This window comes from Butyrivibrio sp. LC3010, from assembly GCF_000424385.1.
In the GTDB taxonomy this organism is placed as follows: Bacteria; Bacillota; Clostridia; order Lachnospirales; family Lachnospiraceae; genus Butyrivibrio.
The window spans coordinates 77,055-94,060 of sequence record NZ_AUJU01000011.1 but is presented as its reverse complement, the minus strand read 5'-3'; the positions used below and the strand labels follow the sequence as shown (position 1 = coordinate 94,060).

The following is a 17,006-nucleotide window of genomic DNA, read 5'->3' as shown; positions in this document are numbered from 1 at the left end:
CTGCCGGGTATTGCCACGATACCCGGCAGCTTTAGTCACGACAAATTTTCTTATGAGGGGGATGAGATAATCTTCTTTCAATTTACATCTTTATAATAGAGCTTAATTCGTAAGAAACAGTGACAGGTTTGTGTTTATTCTGTGAAATTTCGAAAAAGCAAAACCATTATTGAACACGTTGTGGATGTTTGTTACGATAATATTGAAATCATAAATGGTAGGGGCAAAACAATTATGATAAAAATGTTTGATCTGAGGAATTCACCGTAAGCGGTATCCATAGGTCGATAAATGAGGGGAGCATTATGAAGTACGCACTAACAACTTTTGCACTGATAGTAACGCTTTTAGGAGGCTTTATTTTCGGTGCTTATTATATGTATCGAAAGAATAATCCGGTTGACAAGCCGGTGGAGCAGGTAAATGAAGCGCCTACCCAGGAAGAGGCCATGGACAGCTCCAAGTACTTTGATAGTGAAGGCAATTGGATATTCAGATATAATGAGAATGAAAATTGGGACGGTGGCGATGGAAGTACTGTTTTAATAAGAGAGGATGCTGCCGAGAATATAGACTATCGTATAACAGGCACCAATTTTGTATACGAGGATGACGGGCTTTACTCAGGTTTTCATGCGGTTGTGACAATTGAAAATGTTGGTCAGAGCAATCTTTATCTGGGAAGAGATTCCGTATTTAATATAGAGGACAGAAATCTTGAAGTTGTGGATTCATATGATTTTGTAAGAGCTGTACCGGATGTTATTGCGCCCGGTGAAAAAGGATTTTTCTATGTGCCCTATGGACATATTAAAACAAGGGAAGACAGCGTAACTATTGAAGCGGATGAGCTTACAGGTGACACTCCAAATCCCGGAGAAGCCAGCAGCGCAGAGTCTTCATCAAATGGCGAGGATGTAAATGCCATAGATATAGATGAGCTGGAAAAGGCGCTCATGGAGGAGGGACTTACCACTTCAGCGCTCACCATTACCAAGGACGCAGAGGTAAGGATGTCTGCTGCAGAGGGTGCCGGAACATCTTCTATTAATGATAGTGATAAGAGCGGTGGAACAGAGCTTTTACCTGCAGATGATGAGAGCACATCATCTCCCAAGGGTAAAGCTAATGTCAAGGATAATGTACCCGTGGAAGATGTAAAGGAAGCATCTACTTCTGACAGCAGTTCTGATAAATCAGCCGATGAAAAGAACAGTAATTCAGATGCAGGAAAAAGCGGTGAGGATGATAAGAAAACTGACGCTGCTGACAAAGACAGCTCTTCAGATGATAAAGAGAATACATCCAAAACAGACAGCACTGATGATGCCGCAGCCGAAAAGTCCGATGATAAGGACAGTGAGAAGACTGATGCAGATGACAGTGAAAAAGCAGATGCAGCTTCTTCAGATGAAAAAACAGAGTCTGAAAGTGGTGCAGAAGGCAGTTCCCAGACAGAGGAAGATGCAGATAATTCTTCTGAAGAGGGAGAGTCTGAGGATTCTGCTGACGGCACAGATGAAGGAGCATCAGACAGTGCAACAGAAGGCACTTCAACAAAAAAGGCAGAGTATCCCGGCCTTTCGCTTTACAGAGTTAATGAATACTTTATAATGCCCGATCTTGATGTGAAAAAATGCATCGGAGATCCACGTAAGGATTTTGATATTGCCAATATTATGTATGGAAGCAATGCAAGCGGATATTTTACACTTTCTGCTGATGTGACCAACTCGTCAGATGAAAACGTGGATTATGTACCGGTGACGGTAATTGCACTTGACCGCAGAGGCAATGCTATTGCGGCCGGGGCTGACTCTATTACCGATTTTTACAAAGGAGCAAAGAAAAACTTTGGCGTAAGCTATATCCTTACCAGGGAACAGCGTTCAAATATTGTACAGTGTGTGATATATGCCAGGGAAGTTGTTAATAAAAAATGATACTTTTGGAAATAATTGGGGAGAATGAAGCACTCATAAGAAGAATTCTTTCCGATATACAGCGAATGACAAAATATACGCATGTAGGATTAGCAATTGCCCTTGTTTATGGGGCAATCTATTTGTTATATGCAATTATACATAAAATAATAAATAAAAAGAGGAGTCTGAGCCTTGGACATGCCACGGCAGTTTTTGCCCTTCTGATATATCTTACAGCTTTATTGTTTATAGTTTTCATGAGCAGAGAGCCGGGACAGTTTGACGGAGTAAATCTCCATCTGTGGTCCTCATGGGGGACTACTACATTAAGGAAAGCACTTTTTATTGAAAACATAATCATGTTTATTCCAATGGGAATGCTGCTTCCGGGAGCTTTCAGGATTTTCAGAAATCCTCTGATCTGTGTGATTACCTGTGCATTTTTATCATGCTTTATTGAAAATACGCAATTTTTTTTAAAGCTGGGATTTGCAGAGGTTGATGATATTGTAACAAATACTCTGGGAGGAGCTATAGGCTGGATAATTTGGGGAATTCTATGGGTACTCTACCTGATATTCCACAAGATTATAAGGAAGAATAAAAAATAAATGTTACAAAAACTTGACGAGATTGTAAAAAAGGAGTAATATCTCGAACTATGGGGAGCAAGAAGCTCCCTTATTTATCATATAGAAAGCATTCTTAATGATAAGTAATATTTGCATGATAAATGATGTTCAAGATAATCTGTAACCTTATAAACTTGTTTCTCCGTTTTTAATCAAGGAGTATTCTGAATATGAAAATGACAGGTAGCAGGAACACAAAAATTAAGAGTATAGCTCCGGTAAAGAGGATCATTCTCGCCGTATCACTTCTTTTGATAGCAGTGCTCATAGCTGAATATGCAGCTTTTCAGATGGATAGACATATGACATCCCTCGTAAAAGCAGAAAAGGTGGAAGTTACAGCTGATAAGCAGATGGCAGGAGCCAGAGAAATTGTTAATACCACAAAAGTGATAAATAACACATATAACTCTGACAGTAAAAAGGCTATCAATCTTACTGAAGAGAATTCCAGCGTAACAGAATATAAGATCACAGTCTTTGAGGATGAAAAGAATCTGTATACCACAGAGAAGGTTAATATAAGAAGCGGAGCAGGTAAAGATTTTGATAAGGTGGGGCAGATACAGAGAGATACTAAAGTCAAATGCCTCGGAAAAACTGATAATGGATGGTATCAGGTCATGATAGGAGATGAGGTCGGTTATGTGAACTGCGACTATCTTCAGGAAGCAGAACCCGGTACTGAATACATTTTTGCAGGAGATTCCCGCACGGTTCAGATGAGCCAGGCAGTTGATAAGGATGAAAATGAATGGATTGCCAAGGTTGGAGAGGGCTACAATTTCTTTTCTAACGAAGCTATTCCCCAGATAGATAAGAATGTCGGCGAGGGAAGCGTAATCATTATCAACTATGGTGTTAATGATTTATATAATGTAGAGAAATACATCGATCTTGTTAATGACAAGGTTGATTCCTGGATAGATTCCGGCGCAACTGTTTATTACGCAGCTGTAACACCTGTAAGCGATTATCCTACAATCACTAATGATGACATTGAGAGCTTTAATAAGGAACTTAAGGCAGGTCTTGATGACAGAATCGGATGGCTTGATGGTTATTCATACCTTCAGAATAATGGATTTTCAACAGGTGACGGACTTCACTATAACAGTGACACCTACAAATCACTCTACAAATATTACATGAATCAGGTTGCATCTGCTAAGATTGCTACATTTGATACTATTTAAAACAGAATAGGAATTTTTTCCTGTTTAAATGCAGGAAGTTCCATAAAAATATTAAAGAGACCCGAAAACTATTACCGATATGCAGTGTTTTTTATAACTATGAAAACTGTCAATTAAGGTTATTAGTGAATCAGGTCTCTTTTAATTTACTGATTTATCTGATAAACTAATTTTGTGAAAGTCGTAGTTCATGGGCTTTCATGATAAAATCTAAATTCAAATTAATTGTGAGGCATATCGATGGTATCAATCAGGGATGTGGCAAAGGAAGCAGGGGTTGCCATTTCAACAGTATCCAAGGTCTTAAATAATTACCCATATGTAAGTGAGTCAACTAAAAAGAAAGTGACAGAGGCGGTGGAACGCCTCAATTTTGTGCCTAATCAGGTTGCAGCAGCACTTTCATCAAAACGCTCCGGAAGGATTGCGCTTCTTCTTAAGCTTAACATGAAGACCCAGGCGATCGACGAGATAGACATGCAGTATATTTCAGGTGCACTTGGAATGGCAAGGGAGAAACAGCTTGATTGCATCACGGTATTCTACTCTGTTATAGAAAAAATGAATCTTGAAGAAATGACAAGATATTTTACTTCCCAGAGCATAAGCGGAATTGTTATCTTTGGTATGGACAATGATGACAAAGTCCTGCAAAAACTCATAGAATCACAGACCTTCAAAATTGTCGTCGTAGATAATCCCTATGTAAATGAAAATACATCAGCTATCGGTATTGACCACTACCAGGCACAGTATGACGTAGCCTGGAAGACTATTAGTGAAAACACCGGAAATAAGATCCTGTACATTGCCGGAATGAGAAACAGCTTTGTTACCGAGGAAAAAATCCGTGCCATGGAAGATTTATCCAAAAAGAAAAAGCTGAAGCTTTTTATAAGGAACGGAGATTTTTCCGAATTAAAAGCCAGAAATATAGCACTTCGCTATGCAAAAAATAAAGATATAGTAGTCTGCGGTTCAGATCTGATGGCAATTGGAGCCATGAAAGCCCTCATGGATATGGATATTTTCCGTCCTGTCTGTGGCTTCGATGGCATTATCCTGATGGGATATGTAGGAAAACAGATGAACACAGTAAAGCAGGATTTTGCCAATGTTTCTGCTGAGGCAGTATGTGAACTGAACAGACTCTTAAGCGGATCTACAGGCAGAAATGTACGCCTTCCCCACAAACTTGTCAGAATGAAATATGAAGATATCATCTGCTAAACATACAGTGCAAATATGAATTGTAAACGACATTAGGAATTGCCTGATGTCGTTTTTTGTTCATATAAAAAGAAGCAAGAATTAGTGACTTTTTGTGGGCAAAAGCGGAAATCGCCCGCAAAAATCCTGCCTTCGGCAGGACACGCCCCTCGCTTTGCGAGGACCTGGTCCAATACGATTCCCGTTTTTCTGAGGAAAAACAGGAATCTAATAATATTTAGCTATAAAATTTCCTCTTGCGGAAAACGTTTTCATGTGATATGATATTTTCAGTTCATGAGAAAACGTTTTCTGCGAAATGCAAAAAAACGGTATAGTCAATAATTTGAAAGGAAGGAATTAATGAGTCAGCACACTAATTTAGAGCAGGATGTTCTGGTAACAAATATGGAGGAAGCTCTTAGTGACATTTCCAAAGAAAAGTTTGGAAAAGACCTTAAGGACCTTAGTAATCAGGAGACCTATGTTGTTCTTCTTGATTATTCCAGTCGTCTGATGAATTCAGCTCAAATTGATGGGGGAGAGAAGAAAATATACTATATATCGATGGAGTTCCTTATTGGAAAGCTTCTGTCGAACAACCTTATAAACCTCAGGGTTTATGACAAAGTAAATGAGATTCTTAATAAGAATGGCAAGAATCTTGCAGAGATCGAGGAGTGCGAGCCGGAGCCTTCACTTGGTAACGGTGGCCTTGGCAGACTTGCAGCATGCTTCCTTGATTCTATCGCAACCTTAGGACTTGCAGGCGAGGGTATCGGTCTTAATTACCACTTCGGTCTTTTCAGACAGGTATTTAAGGATAACCTTCAGACAGCTGAGAAGGATGCATGGATTGAGAAGGAGTCATGGCTTGAGAAGACGGACACTACTTTCGAAGTAAACTTCGGTAAGAAGAAGGTTGTTTCAAGACTTTACAACATGAATGTTGTAGGTTATGACACAGGAGTTAACAAGCTTAGACTTTTCGATGTTGAGACAGTTGATGAGAGCCTTGTTAAAAAGGGAATTACATTTGATAAGAAAGCGATTGAGAAGAACCTTACACTTTTCCTCTATCCTGATGATTCAGATGAGGCAGGTAATCTTCTTAGAATTTACCAGGAGTATTTCCTTGTAAGCAATGCAGCTCAACTTATTCTGAGAGAGCAGAAGGAACGTCAGTATGACTTAAGAGAGCTCAATAAGCATGTTGTTATCCAGATCAATGATACCCATCCTACAATGATCATTCCTGAGCTTATCAGAATTCTTGTAGAAGAGAAGGCATTCTCTATGGATGATGCCATCGATGTTGTATCAAAGACCTGCGCTTACACAAACCACACAATCCTTGCAGAGGCGCTTGAGACATGGCCACTTAAGTACCTTGAAAAGGTTGTACCTCAGCTTGTTCCGTATATCAAGGAGCTTGACAAGAGAATCCGTGCTAAGGTTAAGGATCCTGCAGTTCAGATAATCGATAAGGATAAGAAAGTTCATATGGCGTTTATTGATATTCACTATGGCTTCTCAGTAAACGGCGTTGCAGCTATCCATACAGATATTTTGAAGAACTCAGAGCTTAATGATTTTTACAAGCTTTATCCTGAAAAGTTCAACAACAAGACAAACGGCGTAACTTTCAGAAGATGGCTTATGTCATGTAACCATCCACTCACTGAATTCCTTTCAGAAACTATTGGTGATGGCTTCAAGAAGGATGCCAACAGACTTGAGGATCTCTTAAAGCATGAGAATGATCAGGCAGTGCTTGATAAGATCGCTGATATTAAGCATCAGAAGAAGGTAGAGCTTGCAGATTACCTTAAGAAGCACGAGGGTGTAGAAGTAGATACAGAGTCTATCTTTGACATTCAGGTTAAGAGACTTCACGAGTATAAGCGTCAGCAGATGAACGCTCTTTACATCATCCATAAGTACCTGGAGATCAAGGGTGGTAAAAAGCCTGTTCGTCCGATTACATTTATCTTCGGAGCAAAGGCAGCACCTGCATATGTTATTGCACAGGATATCATACACTTACTTCTCTGCCTGCAGGAGATCGTTAATAATGATCCCGATGTATCACCTTACATGAAGGTTATCATGGTAGAGAACTACAATGTTAGTTATGCTGAGAAGCTTATCCCTGCATGTGATGTTTCAGAGCAGATTTCACTTGCATCCAAGGAAGCTTCAGGTACAAGTAACATGAAGTTCATGCTAAACGGTGCAATTACACTTGGTACAGACGACGGTGCAAACGTTGAGATTCACGACCTTGTTGGTGATGACAACATTTACATTTTCGGTATCAGCGCTGATGAGGTTATTACTCATTACAAGAAGGCTGATTATGTTTCAAAAGATTATTACAAAAAGAGCAAGGTTATCAAGGAAGCTGTAGATTTCATCACTTCCAAGCAGTGCCTTGCAGTAGGACACAAGGAAAATCTTAAGCGTCTCCAGGACGAGCTTCTTAATAAGGACTGGTTCATGACTCTTATTGACCTTGAGGACTACATCAGAGAGAAGGATCTTATTTTCGCTGATTACGAGAATCGTGATAAGTGGAAGAAGATGATGCTTACTAACATTGCTAAGGCCGGCTTCTTCTCATCTGACAGAACTATTGAAGAGTACAACAGAGATATCTGGAAGCTCAACTAAAATTATTATGAATCTTCTATTGGAGGCTGTCGCACTAATTAGTGCGGCGGCCTTTTTGACATATAATGTCCATAAGGATAAAGCTTATTGAGGGTGAGCTTTCTCTTTGGTAAAATATTCTTAAATTAAATTTACAATTTTAAGGAGGAATAAAAAAGCATGGCACGTAAAGTAGTTTTAGCAGGAGCTTGCAGAACAGCAATTGGTGTTATGGGAGGTGCTCTTAAGGACATCTCAGCTCCGGATCTTGGAACAATAGTTATTAAGGAAGCATTAAAGCGCTCCGGTGTAAAACCCGAGCAGGTTGACGAAGTATATATGGGGTGCGTAATTCAGGCAGGTACCGGTCAGAATGTAGCACGTCAGGCAGCAGTTAACGCCGGAATACCGGTTGAGGTTCCGGCTACCACTATCAATGTTCTTTGCGGATCAGGTCTTCATTGCGTAAACCTTGCAGCAAAGCTTATTTCAATGGGAGATGCTGATATCATAGTTGCAGGCGGTACTGAGAATATGTCCCGTGCGCCCTATGCTCTTCAGAATGCAAGATTTGGTTATAGAATGAACAACGGCGAACTTATCGATACTATGATAAAAGATGCTCTTACAGATGCTTTTGGCGGATTCCATATGGGAATTACAGCTGAGAATATCTGTGAGCAGTGGGGACTCACAAGGGATGAGCTTGATGAGTTTGCTGCAAACAGCCAGCAGAAGTGCGAGAGAGCACAGGCAAATGGCGTGTTTGACGAGGAGATAGTTCCTGTTGAAATTACTACTAAAAAAGGAACAGTTATTTTTAACAAGGATGAAGGCCCCAGAGCAGGCGTAACAAAGGAGAGTATTTCAAAACTTCGTCCTGCATTTAAGAAGGACGGTATGGTAACAGCCGCAAACTCTTCAGGAATCAATGACGGTGCTGCAGCTATCGTAGTCATGAGTGAAGAGAAGGCTAAGGAACTTGGCATTAAGCCTATGGCTACCTGGATTGCCGGTGAGCTTGCAGGTGTTGAGCCCAGAATCATGGGTATCGGTCCCGTTGCAGCTACCAAGAAGACAATGGCTAAGGTTGGATACCAGATTTCAGACTTCGATCTTATTGAGGCAAATGAAGCTTTTGCAGCTCAGTCTGTAGCAGTTGGCAAGGACCTTGGATTCGACCTTAGCAAGCTCAATGTAAACGGTGGAGCAATTGCACTTGGACACCCTGTTGGATGCTCAGGATGTCGTATTCTTGTTACCCTTCTATATGAGATGCAGAGACGAGATGCCAAGAAAGGACTTGCAACACTCTGTGTAGGTGGCGGAATGGGTGCCGCTGCTATCGTAGAAAGGTAAAACACTTAGCGAGGTATTATGAACGTTAATCTTGGAAGAGGCTTTGGTCCCTTTGATTTTGATGAAAACGGCAAAATGTATTCCATTTTTCCGGAAGATCTTCCTTATGTTGATGATGATTTTGATGGTGATGGTGCAGATTTTACCGTGTATGTGGACGCTGAACTTGTTGAAACTGTCTGCAATGCAGGGCTTGATTTTGATGACTTCTTGAGAGCAGATGAGGATGAGAGGCGTGCAATGCTTGAAGATGCCGGCATAGATCCTAATGATTTTGAACTCGACTTTGATAAAGATGTCAGGGATCGTCTGGAGGCTGAAGGATACTATAATCAGGAATATGAATATGATGATCTGGATGACTACGATGACGAGTATGATTTTGAAGAAGACGATTCAGATGATGACGAAGACGAAGATGACGAAGATGATGAGTTCGAAGATGAAGGCTTCGACGATGAGGATTATGATGATGATTCGGACGAAGACTTTGATGATGATGACGACTTTGACGAAGACGAAGATGATGAAGATGATGACTTCGGCGAAGACGGGGAGGATTTTGATGATGGCTATGGCGGCAGAAACGGAGGGACTGACGGTTCCGGGGATGCGTTTTTTGGGAATTTAAATCATTAGTGTTTTTCTCAATTACATTGTTTAAATGAAATTGGGTTATTATGCATGAAAAGGGGTTGTGAAGAATGATTTTATTTTTCACAACTTCTTTTTTGCATGGGAATGTATCATTGACTACTAAGTTTTGACATTCTAATATATATCATAGAGTCCAGTGCCAGCAAAACACTACCGCAAAAAGCAAAAACAGAAAAAGCGTCAGATACCACCGGGCTTCATGCTTATATTATGGTAAAAATACCCATAAATATACATGTATCTTCAATAATAAATGCAAATCTGCACATACTGATCCCAAGAGAAATAATAGAAATAACAAAACTGCATAAAAATAATAAATAAAGCCCGCAATAATTAGTTAAATTGATGCAATATTTGATAAGTGCTTAACTCCTTTTTGTTGCTAGAATGGTTTAACACTAGTAAACATGCTACCTGCAACGGCATGTGGAGGAAAAAAGAAAGGGGAAGGAATGAAGAAAAATTTAACAATGTTAATGTCTCTTATGATGGCTGCAGGGCTGATCATAGGAAACGGCACAAGTTCGCTGGCTGCCGACGTGGTGAATGGTTCTTATGTTAAGGGGGACAATGAGAACAATCCTGTAGTTTCACAGAACTACGGCGCAGATCCCGGGGTGTTGGTCTATGATGACACAGTGTACATCTACGCTACCAACGATTCTCAGGAACTGGCAGGCAATAACGAGAACACCTATGGGAAGATTGACACCTTAAACTGTTATTCTTCCAAAGATCTGGTTAACTGGACAGATCATGGTACTTTCAAAATTGCCGGAGGAAGCGGAGCTGCAAAATGGGCAAAGAATTCCTGGGCACCATGTATTGCAACTAAGAAGATAAATGGTAAGGACAAGTTCTTCTTATACTTTGCAAATAATGGAAGCGGAATCGGTGTACTTACAGCTGACAGTCCTACAGGTCCCTGGAAGGACCCTATAGGAAAAGCATTGATTACCGGAGCAACACCCGGTTGTAGCGGAGTTACATGGATGTTCGACCCTGCTGTACTTGTGGATGCTGACGGCACAGGATATCTGTATTTTGGTGGTGGAATACCGAACAATCAGTTCGAGCATCCAAAGACAGCAAGAGTAATTAAGCTTGGCGCAGATATGACCAGTGTGTCAGGCTCTGCTGCCACAATTGATGCACCCTACCTATTTGAAGATTCAGGAATCAACAAGATTGGGAATAAATATTACTATTCATACTGCTCAAACTGGAACTGCAAGAATGGCTTTAACAATGCAGCTATTGAGTATATGACAAGTAACAGCCCCATGGGACCTTTTTCCTATCAGGGCGAAGTTATGAAAAATCCCGGAGTGTTCTTTAATGGCTCTACAGGTAATAACCATCACGCTATATTTGAGTTTGGCGGCAATTACTACATGGCTTATCATACAAGATCCGTTGAGTCAAAGCTTATAGGTAAGAGTCTTGGCTATAGAACAACCCAGATCGATAAGCTTAGCGTATCAAATGGTAGGATCAATCCACTTACACCTACGATGGCAGGTCCCACTCAGACCTCTTATGTTGATCCTTATTCTGTTGTGCAGGCTGAGACATTATTTACTCAGAGCGGAATAGGTGTATCAGGTAATGGCGACGGTGTGGCATGGGTTGACCATGTGGACAGAGGTGATTATACCAAGGTTAAGGGAGTGAACTTCTCAAAAGGACTTGGTTCCATAACAGTCAGTGTCAACAGCAGGGACGCAGGCACGATTGAAGTAAGAGAAGGCAATCCTAAGGGCAATCTCCTTGGAACAATCAAGCTCGCAAATACAAATAATAAAAATACTGAGTTTACAGGTTCAATGAAAAATGTCACGGGTGTTAAGAACCTTTGCTTTGTATTAAATGGAAGTTTTGAATTCGATTACTGGAAAGCTGCTGCACAGGGAGAGACAGCAGGCGGACAAGGCCAGGGCCAGTCTCAGGGTGGTAACCAGCAGGGCAATCAGGGTGGCGGACAGGCACTCAATCCTTCAGACCTGACACTCCTTAACACCTATGGCCAGCAATATGGTTACTCAGGCACCTGCATTAATTTGTATCAGCTTAGAGATGCCAATACTCTTGATCTTATCAAGAAGAATTACAACAGTATCACACTTGAAAATGAGATGAAGCCCGATGCACTTCTTGGAGGCTCAGCAAGACTCATCTCAGTAAGCGATGCTAAGAACAGAGGATACTATATTCCGGATAATTACAAAGAACAGTATGTTCCTCAGATCAACTTCAATACAGTTGATGAAGTTATGAAAATCTGCTACAACAACGGCCTTAGAATGAGAGCCCATACACTTGTATGGCATTCACAGACTCCTTCATGGTTCTTCAGAAACGGCTATGCAGGAAATGGCGGATTTGTAAACAGTGATACAATGGATGCCCGTCTTGAGATGTATGTAAAGACAGTAATGAACCACGTATATCTTAGTGAGTACGGCAGCGTAGTATATGCATGGGATATTGCAAATGAAGTTATGCATGCCAATAACTCTGGCTGGGAAGCAGTTTACGGCAACAACAGAACCAATGCTTCTTATGTAAAAAAAGCTTTCACTTATGCATATCAGACACTTGATTACTTTAAGTTAACTGATTCCGTAAGTCTTTTCTATAATGATTACAACACTTACATGGAAGTTAACAACATTATCAAGCTTGTGAACTACATTAACTCTGACAGAAAAATGTGCTCCGGTGTTGGAATGCAGTCACACCTTGGAACTAACTATCCTTCTGTTGATTATTACACACAGGCTCTTAAGTCCTTCTTAAATGCAGGATTCGAAGTACAGATCACTGAGATGGATATCACCAACAAGAACGATCAGGATCTTGCAAACTATGCTTACAATCTGTATAAGAACATAAATGCACTCAAGAAGAATGGCGGAAAGATTACAAGCATTACCTGGTGGGGACTTTCTGATCAGGTTACCTGGATTGACAATGCAAAGCCGCTTCTTTTCAGTACACCTACTACCAAGAAGCCTGCTTTTGATAAAGTAATTCAGGCATATACCGAGACATTCGGAACACCTACAACAGTATATACACCGGCTCCTTTGCCGACACCTCAGCCTTCAGGTGATCCTCAGAATGATGATCCTGCAGCTGAAGATCCTCAGAATGATGAACCTCAAAATCCTGCAGATACACATGATGGAGCATACATTGAAAATGGCTGGTATTATCTTAAGAATACACTTTCACAAAAGTATCTTACTGTTGAAGGCAATACCGCTGATGGTTGGGTGAATGTACTTATAAGTACAGGAACCGGAGTTGACGGGCAGAAGTGGTATGTAACCAACACTGATGACGGTTATATCACACTTACAAGTAAGCTCGGAAATGTGATGCTTGATGTGGCAAACGGTGAAGACGAAGATGGCGCAAACATCGGAATCTATCAGGGCTATGGTGGAGATGCTCAGAAGTTTATAGTTAGGAAAACAGATAATGATGGCATTTACACAATAGCTACCAAGGCTTCAAACGGAACAAAGAATCTGGATGTATATGAGCACAAGACTACTGATGGAACAAATGTATGTCAGTGGACATATTATGGCAATCCTAATCAGCAGTGGCAGTTTGAGAAGACTGGCGATGATGAGAATCAGGGAAATAACGCAGGTCAGGGCAATTCAGAAAATCAGAATCCTGAGCCTGAGAATCCTGCTCCCGAGCCGGTAAATCCCGAACCTGCTGATCCTGAACCTGAACCGGCTCCGGAAGATCCTCAGCCGCAGATACCTTCAACAGATGGACTTGCTCTTGATTACAGCATTAACAGCTGGGGAAGTGGCTATCAGGTTAGCTTCAAGGTATCCAATAACACAGGCGCTGATGTTAATGCCTGGACACTTAAGCTTAGTAAGAGTGATATTACAATCGGTTCAAGCTGGAATATAAATGTGACAGAAGATGGTGATTATTACGTTATAACACCTGTTGACTGGAACGCATATATATCTAATGGACAGAGTATTGAGTTTGGTGTTCTTGGTGACGGAACAATCGGAAATACAATAGGATATTCATTTAACTAATTAAATGAGCTTTATAAAGGCTGTGTACCGTAATGATTTTTATACGGGCACAGCCTTTTGCCTTATCATTAAAATATTTAATTCATAAAAAGTGCTTGCATTATTTTAAAAGATATATTAAGATAGCATTGTTAGCACATGCTAACATATGACATATAAATAGTAATAAGAAATCTCCTACCTGAAAACCCCCACGTCTTGCCAACGCGGGGGTTCATTTAATGTTATTTTAATTCATACTCACGCATGATGCCGCGCACGGCATATTCAAGTTCGGGTAAAAGATCTTCGAGAGGCTGAGGCTGTTTGTAGATTATGGAGCTATAGCCTGCGGAACTGACCATCTCGACGATAATAAACATCATGAGTTCGGGATTCCTGTATTTAACTTCTGATTCCTTGAACATCTCTGTGATAATCCCAAGGAAATCCCGCTCAGAATCATCAGGAGTATTATTGGTCATGGCTTCCTTAAACAGAGCCCAGCTAAGATCCTTATAAATAAGAGAAAGAAGCATGTGGTTGTTTGATAACTCAAGAAGTATATGTTTCATCATAAAGATTATCTTATCTTCAACAGTTGTCAGGTTTTCGTTTAGCAGCTGCTCGTAGGCTATTCCAAAAAGCTGATTGGATTTTCGGGCAATCAAACGATTCCTTATATCATATTTATCTTTGAAATACAGATAGAAGGTTCCCTTTGCAACGCCTGCTTTTTTTACAATATCAGAAATAGAAGTCTGATTAATTCCTTTAGAAGTAAATAACTCAAAGGAGGTGTTTAGTAAAGAATCAAATTTCAATTTTTTATTTTCGTCCCATTTTCCCATATCTACATCCTACCATAAAGAGAAGTAATTCACCTATAAAAAACAAATATCCTTAAATACAATCCTGGATGTAAGCATCCGATGATGACAGATATACCATAATTTTGAGAAAAGGCTCGGAAATGCAAAGCATTCCCTCGCTTTGGCTATTCGCCAAAGTTATAGATATAAAACAGCAATCCTGGATGCGAGCATCCGTATTGCTATTTTATATCTATAACCTTTTCTCAAAATTAAATATTGACCATCGGTCATTTTTGGAGTATAACATAAAATATAAAAAATGACCAGCGGTCATAAAAAATATTTTTTGCGAGGGAAATGTTATGAAGTTTTTGTCAAAGGCAATAGTAAAATCAAGATTCATAATACTGATTGCCAGCATCGCACTGATGATTCCGTGCCTTGCGGGAATGGCAGCTACGAGAGTCAATTATGATATTCTTTCATATCTGCCCGGCGAAATTGAGACCATGAAAGGGCAGGACATCCTCATGGATCAGTTCGGAACCGGAGCGTATTCGCTTTTCGTAGTAGAGGGGATGGCTGACAAGGATATAGCCGCCCTGAAATCAGATATAGAAAAAGTGGAACATGTTAAGAAGGTTCTGTGGTATGACTCCTTCATGGATTACACGATTCCGAAGGAGATGCTTCCTGATAAACTTACGGAGGCTCTTGGAACCGGTGATGCGCAGATGATGTTCATCATTTTTGATGACACCACATCCGGTGACGGAACCATGGATGCAATCACTAATATAAGGAAGATAGCAAATGAGAAATGCTTCCTTTCAGGTATGGCAGCCATCGTTCTTGATACCAAGAACCTGACTGAGAAGGAGACACCGATATATGTTGGTATGGCAGTCCTTTTGGCAGTAATTGTTCTGTCACTTACAATGGATTCATATTTAATACCTTTCTTCTTTCTGGCGAGCATAGGAATTGCTATAATGTTTAATATGGGAACGAATATTTTCCTTGGTGAGATATCTTTCCTTACGAAATCTCTCAGCGCAGTTCTTCAGCTGGGTGTAACTTTGGATTATTCAATATTCCTGTGGCACAGTTATCAGGAAGAAATTGAAAAAGGCACTGACGATAAGAAGGAAGCAATGGCAAATGCCATATGTGCTACTTTCCAGTCAGTCATCGGATCTTCAATCACCACAATAGCCGGTTTCGTAGCTCTTTGTTTTATGAGCTTCACAATCGGTCTTGATCTTGGAATTGTCATGGCAAAGGGCGTTATTTTCGGCGTTATAGCCTGTGTAACAGTTCTTCCTTCCATGATTCTTATAGCAGATAAGATTATTGTAAAAACAAAGCATAAGCCTGTTGTACAGGAGTTTACAAAGATCCCGAGATGGATTTCCAGACACGCTATAGTGTTCGGAGTCATTTTCCTGTGTCTGCTACCTCCGGCTCTTTGGGGATATAAACATGCAGTTGTTTATTATGATCTGTCTGAGACATTGCCGGATAAGCTTCCCAGCAGACAGGCCATGATAGAACTTGAAAAGAATTTTGAGACAAACACAACCTACATGATTCTTGCTGATGCTAATCTTGATTCGGCAACGATGCAGGGAATGGTAAAGGAACTAAAGAGCGTAGACGGAGTTGATGCGGTACTTGGCCTTGATGCTTTGGTAGGCCCCAGTCTTCCAAGGGATATGATTCCTTCTGAGCTTAGAGATGAGCTTTCAAGCGATCAGTACCAGATGCTTATGCTCACAAGTGAATATAAGACAGCTTCTGATGAAGTAAATACACAGATAGACAGAGTTAATTCAATAGTAAAAAAATACAGCCCTTCAGCAATGGTAGTTGGTGAAGCACCCTGTACAAAGGATCTTATCACGATAACAGATAAGGACTTTAAGACCGTAAGCGTTGTTTCAATCGGATGTGTTTTCCTTATAATAGCACTGGTAATGAAGTCAATCTCCCTGCCGTTTATACTTGTGGCAGTAATTGAGTTTGCGATTTTCATAAATATGGGAATCCCGGGATTTACCGGAACCGTAATACCATTTATATCTTCGGTCGTAATCGGAACAATTCAGCTCGGTGCAACTGTTGACTATGCAATCCTTATGACAACACGTTATTGCAAGGAGAGAAAAGACGGACAGAGCAAAAAGCAGGCAACACGAATAGCACTTTCGACAAGCATGAAATCAATAATAGTAAGTGCACTTAGCTTCTTTGCTGCAACCTTCGGCGTAGGACTGGTTTCCAGCGTTGATATGATCGGATCTCTTTGCTTTCTGATGGCAAGAGGTGCACTTATCAGCATGGTAGTTGTTATTTTTGTACTTCCTTCCATGTACATGATTTTCGACGGACTGATCATCAGGACAACATGGGGAATGCTTAACTGTATCAAAATGGATAAGGAGAGAAAAATAAGTAAGACTCCGGAAATTAAACATGCCTGATTAGGAAAAGTTTTTTA

10 protein-coding genes are annotated in these 17,006 nt (G+C 40.5%); 9 read left to right on the top strand and 1 reads right to left on the bottom strand.

Translation table 11 applies throughout. The features are described from left to right. The first annotated feature begins 305 nt into the window (after positions 1 to 305). From G622_RS0109885 to G622_RS26510, 8 genes are all read left to right on the top strand, one after another. Entirely contained in the window at positions 306 to 1,943 is a 1,638-nt protein-coding gene (locus G622_RS0109885) for an FxLYD domain-containing protein (protein ID WP_026510583.1), read from the top strand. Further along, on the top strand, positions 1,940 to 2,536 hold the full coding sequence (locus tag G622_RS24595; RefSeq protein ID WP_049945781.1) for a VanZ family protein: 597 nt from the start codon (positions 1,940 to 1,942) through the stop codon (positions 2,534 to 2,536). Before G622_RS0109885 ends, G622_RS24595 begins: the two co-directional genes overlap by 4 nt. Before the next feature lie 191 nt (positions 2,537 to 2,727). Next, entirely contained in the window at positions 2,728 to 3,753 is a 1,026-nt protein-coding gene (locus G622_RS24590) for an SH3 domain-containing protein (protein WP_049945780.1), read from the top strand. A 240-nt stretch (positions 3,754 to 3,993) separates the two neighbouring features. Further along, the gene (locus G622_RS0109870) at positions 3,994 to 4,983 is read left to right on the top strand and encodes a LacI family DNA-binding transcriptional regulator (protein WP_026510582.1); all 990 of its coding nucleotides are present in this window, start codon (positions 3,994 to 3,996) and stop codon (positions 4,981 to 4,983) included. A 342-nt stretch (positions 4,984 to 5,325) separates the two neighbouring features. Next, on the top strand, positions 5,326 to 7,635 hold the full coding sequence (locus tag G622_RS0109865; RefSeq protein ID WP_196814198.1) for a glycogen/starch/alpha-glucan phosphorylase: 2,310 nt from the start codon (positions 5,326 to 5,328) through the stop codon (positions 7,633 to 7,635). 159 nt (positions 7,636 to 7,794) lie between these two features. Continuing rightward, on the top strand, positions 7,795 to 8,973 hold the full coding sequence (locus tag G622_RS0109860; RefSeq protein WP_026510580.1) for an acetyl-CoA C-acetyltransferase: 1,179 nt from the start codon (positions 7,795 to 7,797) through the stop codon (positions 8,971 to 8,973). Positions 8,974 to 8,991: 18 nt separating this feature from the next. After that, on the top strand, positions 8,992 to 9,612 hold the full coding sequence (locus G622_RS25710; RefSeq protein ID WP_049945779.1) for a hypothetical protein: 621 nt from the start codon (positions 8,992 to 8,994) through the stop codon (positions 9,610 to 9,612). 473 nt (positions 9,613 to 10,085) lie between these two features. Next, positions 10,086 to 13,712: an endo-1,4-beta-xylanase gene (locus tag G622_RS26510; protein ID WP_049945778.1), complete on the top strand. Its 3,627-nt coding sequence runs from the start codon at positions 10,086 to 10,088 to the stop codon at positions 13,710 to 13,712. Between the two features lie 224 nt (positions 13,713 to 13,936). On the opposite strand, the gene G622_RS0109840 is transcribed toward G622_RS26510, so the two are convergent. Continuing rightward, a complete protein-coding gene (locus G622_RS0109840) occupies positions 13,937 to 14,542 on the bottom strand; it encodes a TetR/AcrR family transcriptional regulator (RefSeq protein WP_026510579.1) in 606 nt (201 codons plus the stop codon). A 326-nt stretch (positions 14,543 to 14,868) separates the two neighbouring features. On the opposite strand from G622_RS0109840, the gene G622_RS0109835 reads away from it, so the two are divergent. After that, a complete protein-coding gene (locus G622_RS0109835) occupies positions 14,869 to 16,989 on the top strand; it encodes an efflux RND transporter permease subunit (protein WP_026510578.1) in 2,121 nt (706 codons plus the stop codon). The last annotated feature ends 17 nt before the right edge of the window (positions 16,990 to 17,006 follow it).

What these genes read in the sequence shown, in the direction of transcription:
- G622_RS0109885 (WP_026510583.1), top strand. Translation starts at nt 306, where the DNA reads ATGAAGTACGCACTAACAACTTTTGCACTGATAGTAACGCTTTTAGGA.
- G622_RS24595 (WP_049945781.1), top strand. Translation starts at nt 1,940, where the DNA reads ATGATACTTTTGGAAATAATTGGGGAGAATGAAGCACTCATAAGAAGA.
- G622_RS24590 (WP_049945780.1), top strand. Translation starts at nt 2,728, where the DNA reads ATGAAAATGACAGGTAGCAGGAACACAAAAATTAAGAGTATAGCTCCG.
- G622_RS0109870 (WP_026510582.1), top strand. Translation starts at nt 3,994, where the DNA reads ATGGTATCAATCAGGGATGTGGCAAAGGAAGCAGGGGTTGCCATTTCA.
- G622_RS0109865 (WP_196814198.1), top strand. Translation starts at nt 5,326, where the DNA reads ATGAGTCAGCACACTAATTTAGAGCAGGATGTTCTGGTAACAAATATG.
- G622_RS0109860 (WP_026510580.1), top strand. Translation starts at nt 7,795, where the DNA reads ATGGCACGTAAAGTAGTTTTAGCAGGAGCTTGCAGAACAGCAATTGGT.
- G622_RS25710 (WP_049945779.1), top strand. Translation starts at nt 8,992, where the DNA reads ATGAACGTTAATCTTGGAAGAGGCTTTGGTCCCTTTGATTTTGATGAA.
- G622_RS26510 (WP_049945778.1), top strand. Translation starts at nt 10,086, where the DNA reads ATGAAGAAAAATTTAACAATGTTAATGTCTCTTATGATGGCTGCAGGG.
- G622_RS0109840 (WP_026510579.1), bottom strand. Translation starts at nt 14,542, where the DNA reads ATGGGAAAATGGGACGAAAATAAAAAATTGAAATTTGATTCTTTACTA.
- G622_RS0109835 (WP_026510578.1), top strand. Translation starts at nt 14,869, where the DNA reads ATGAAGTTTTTGTCAAAGGCAATAGTAAAATCAAGATTCATAATACTG.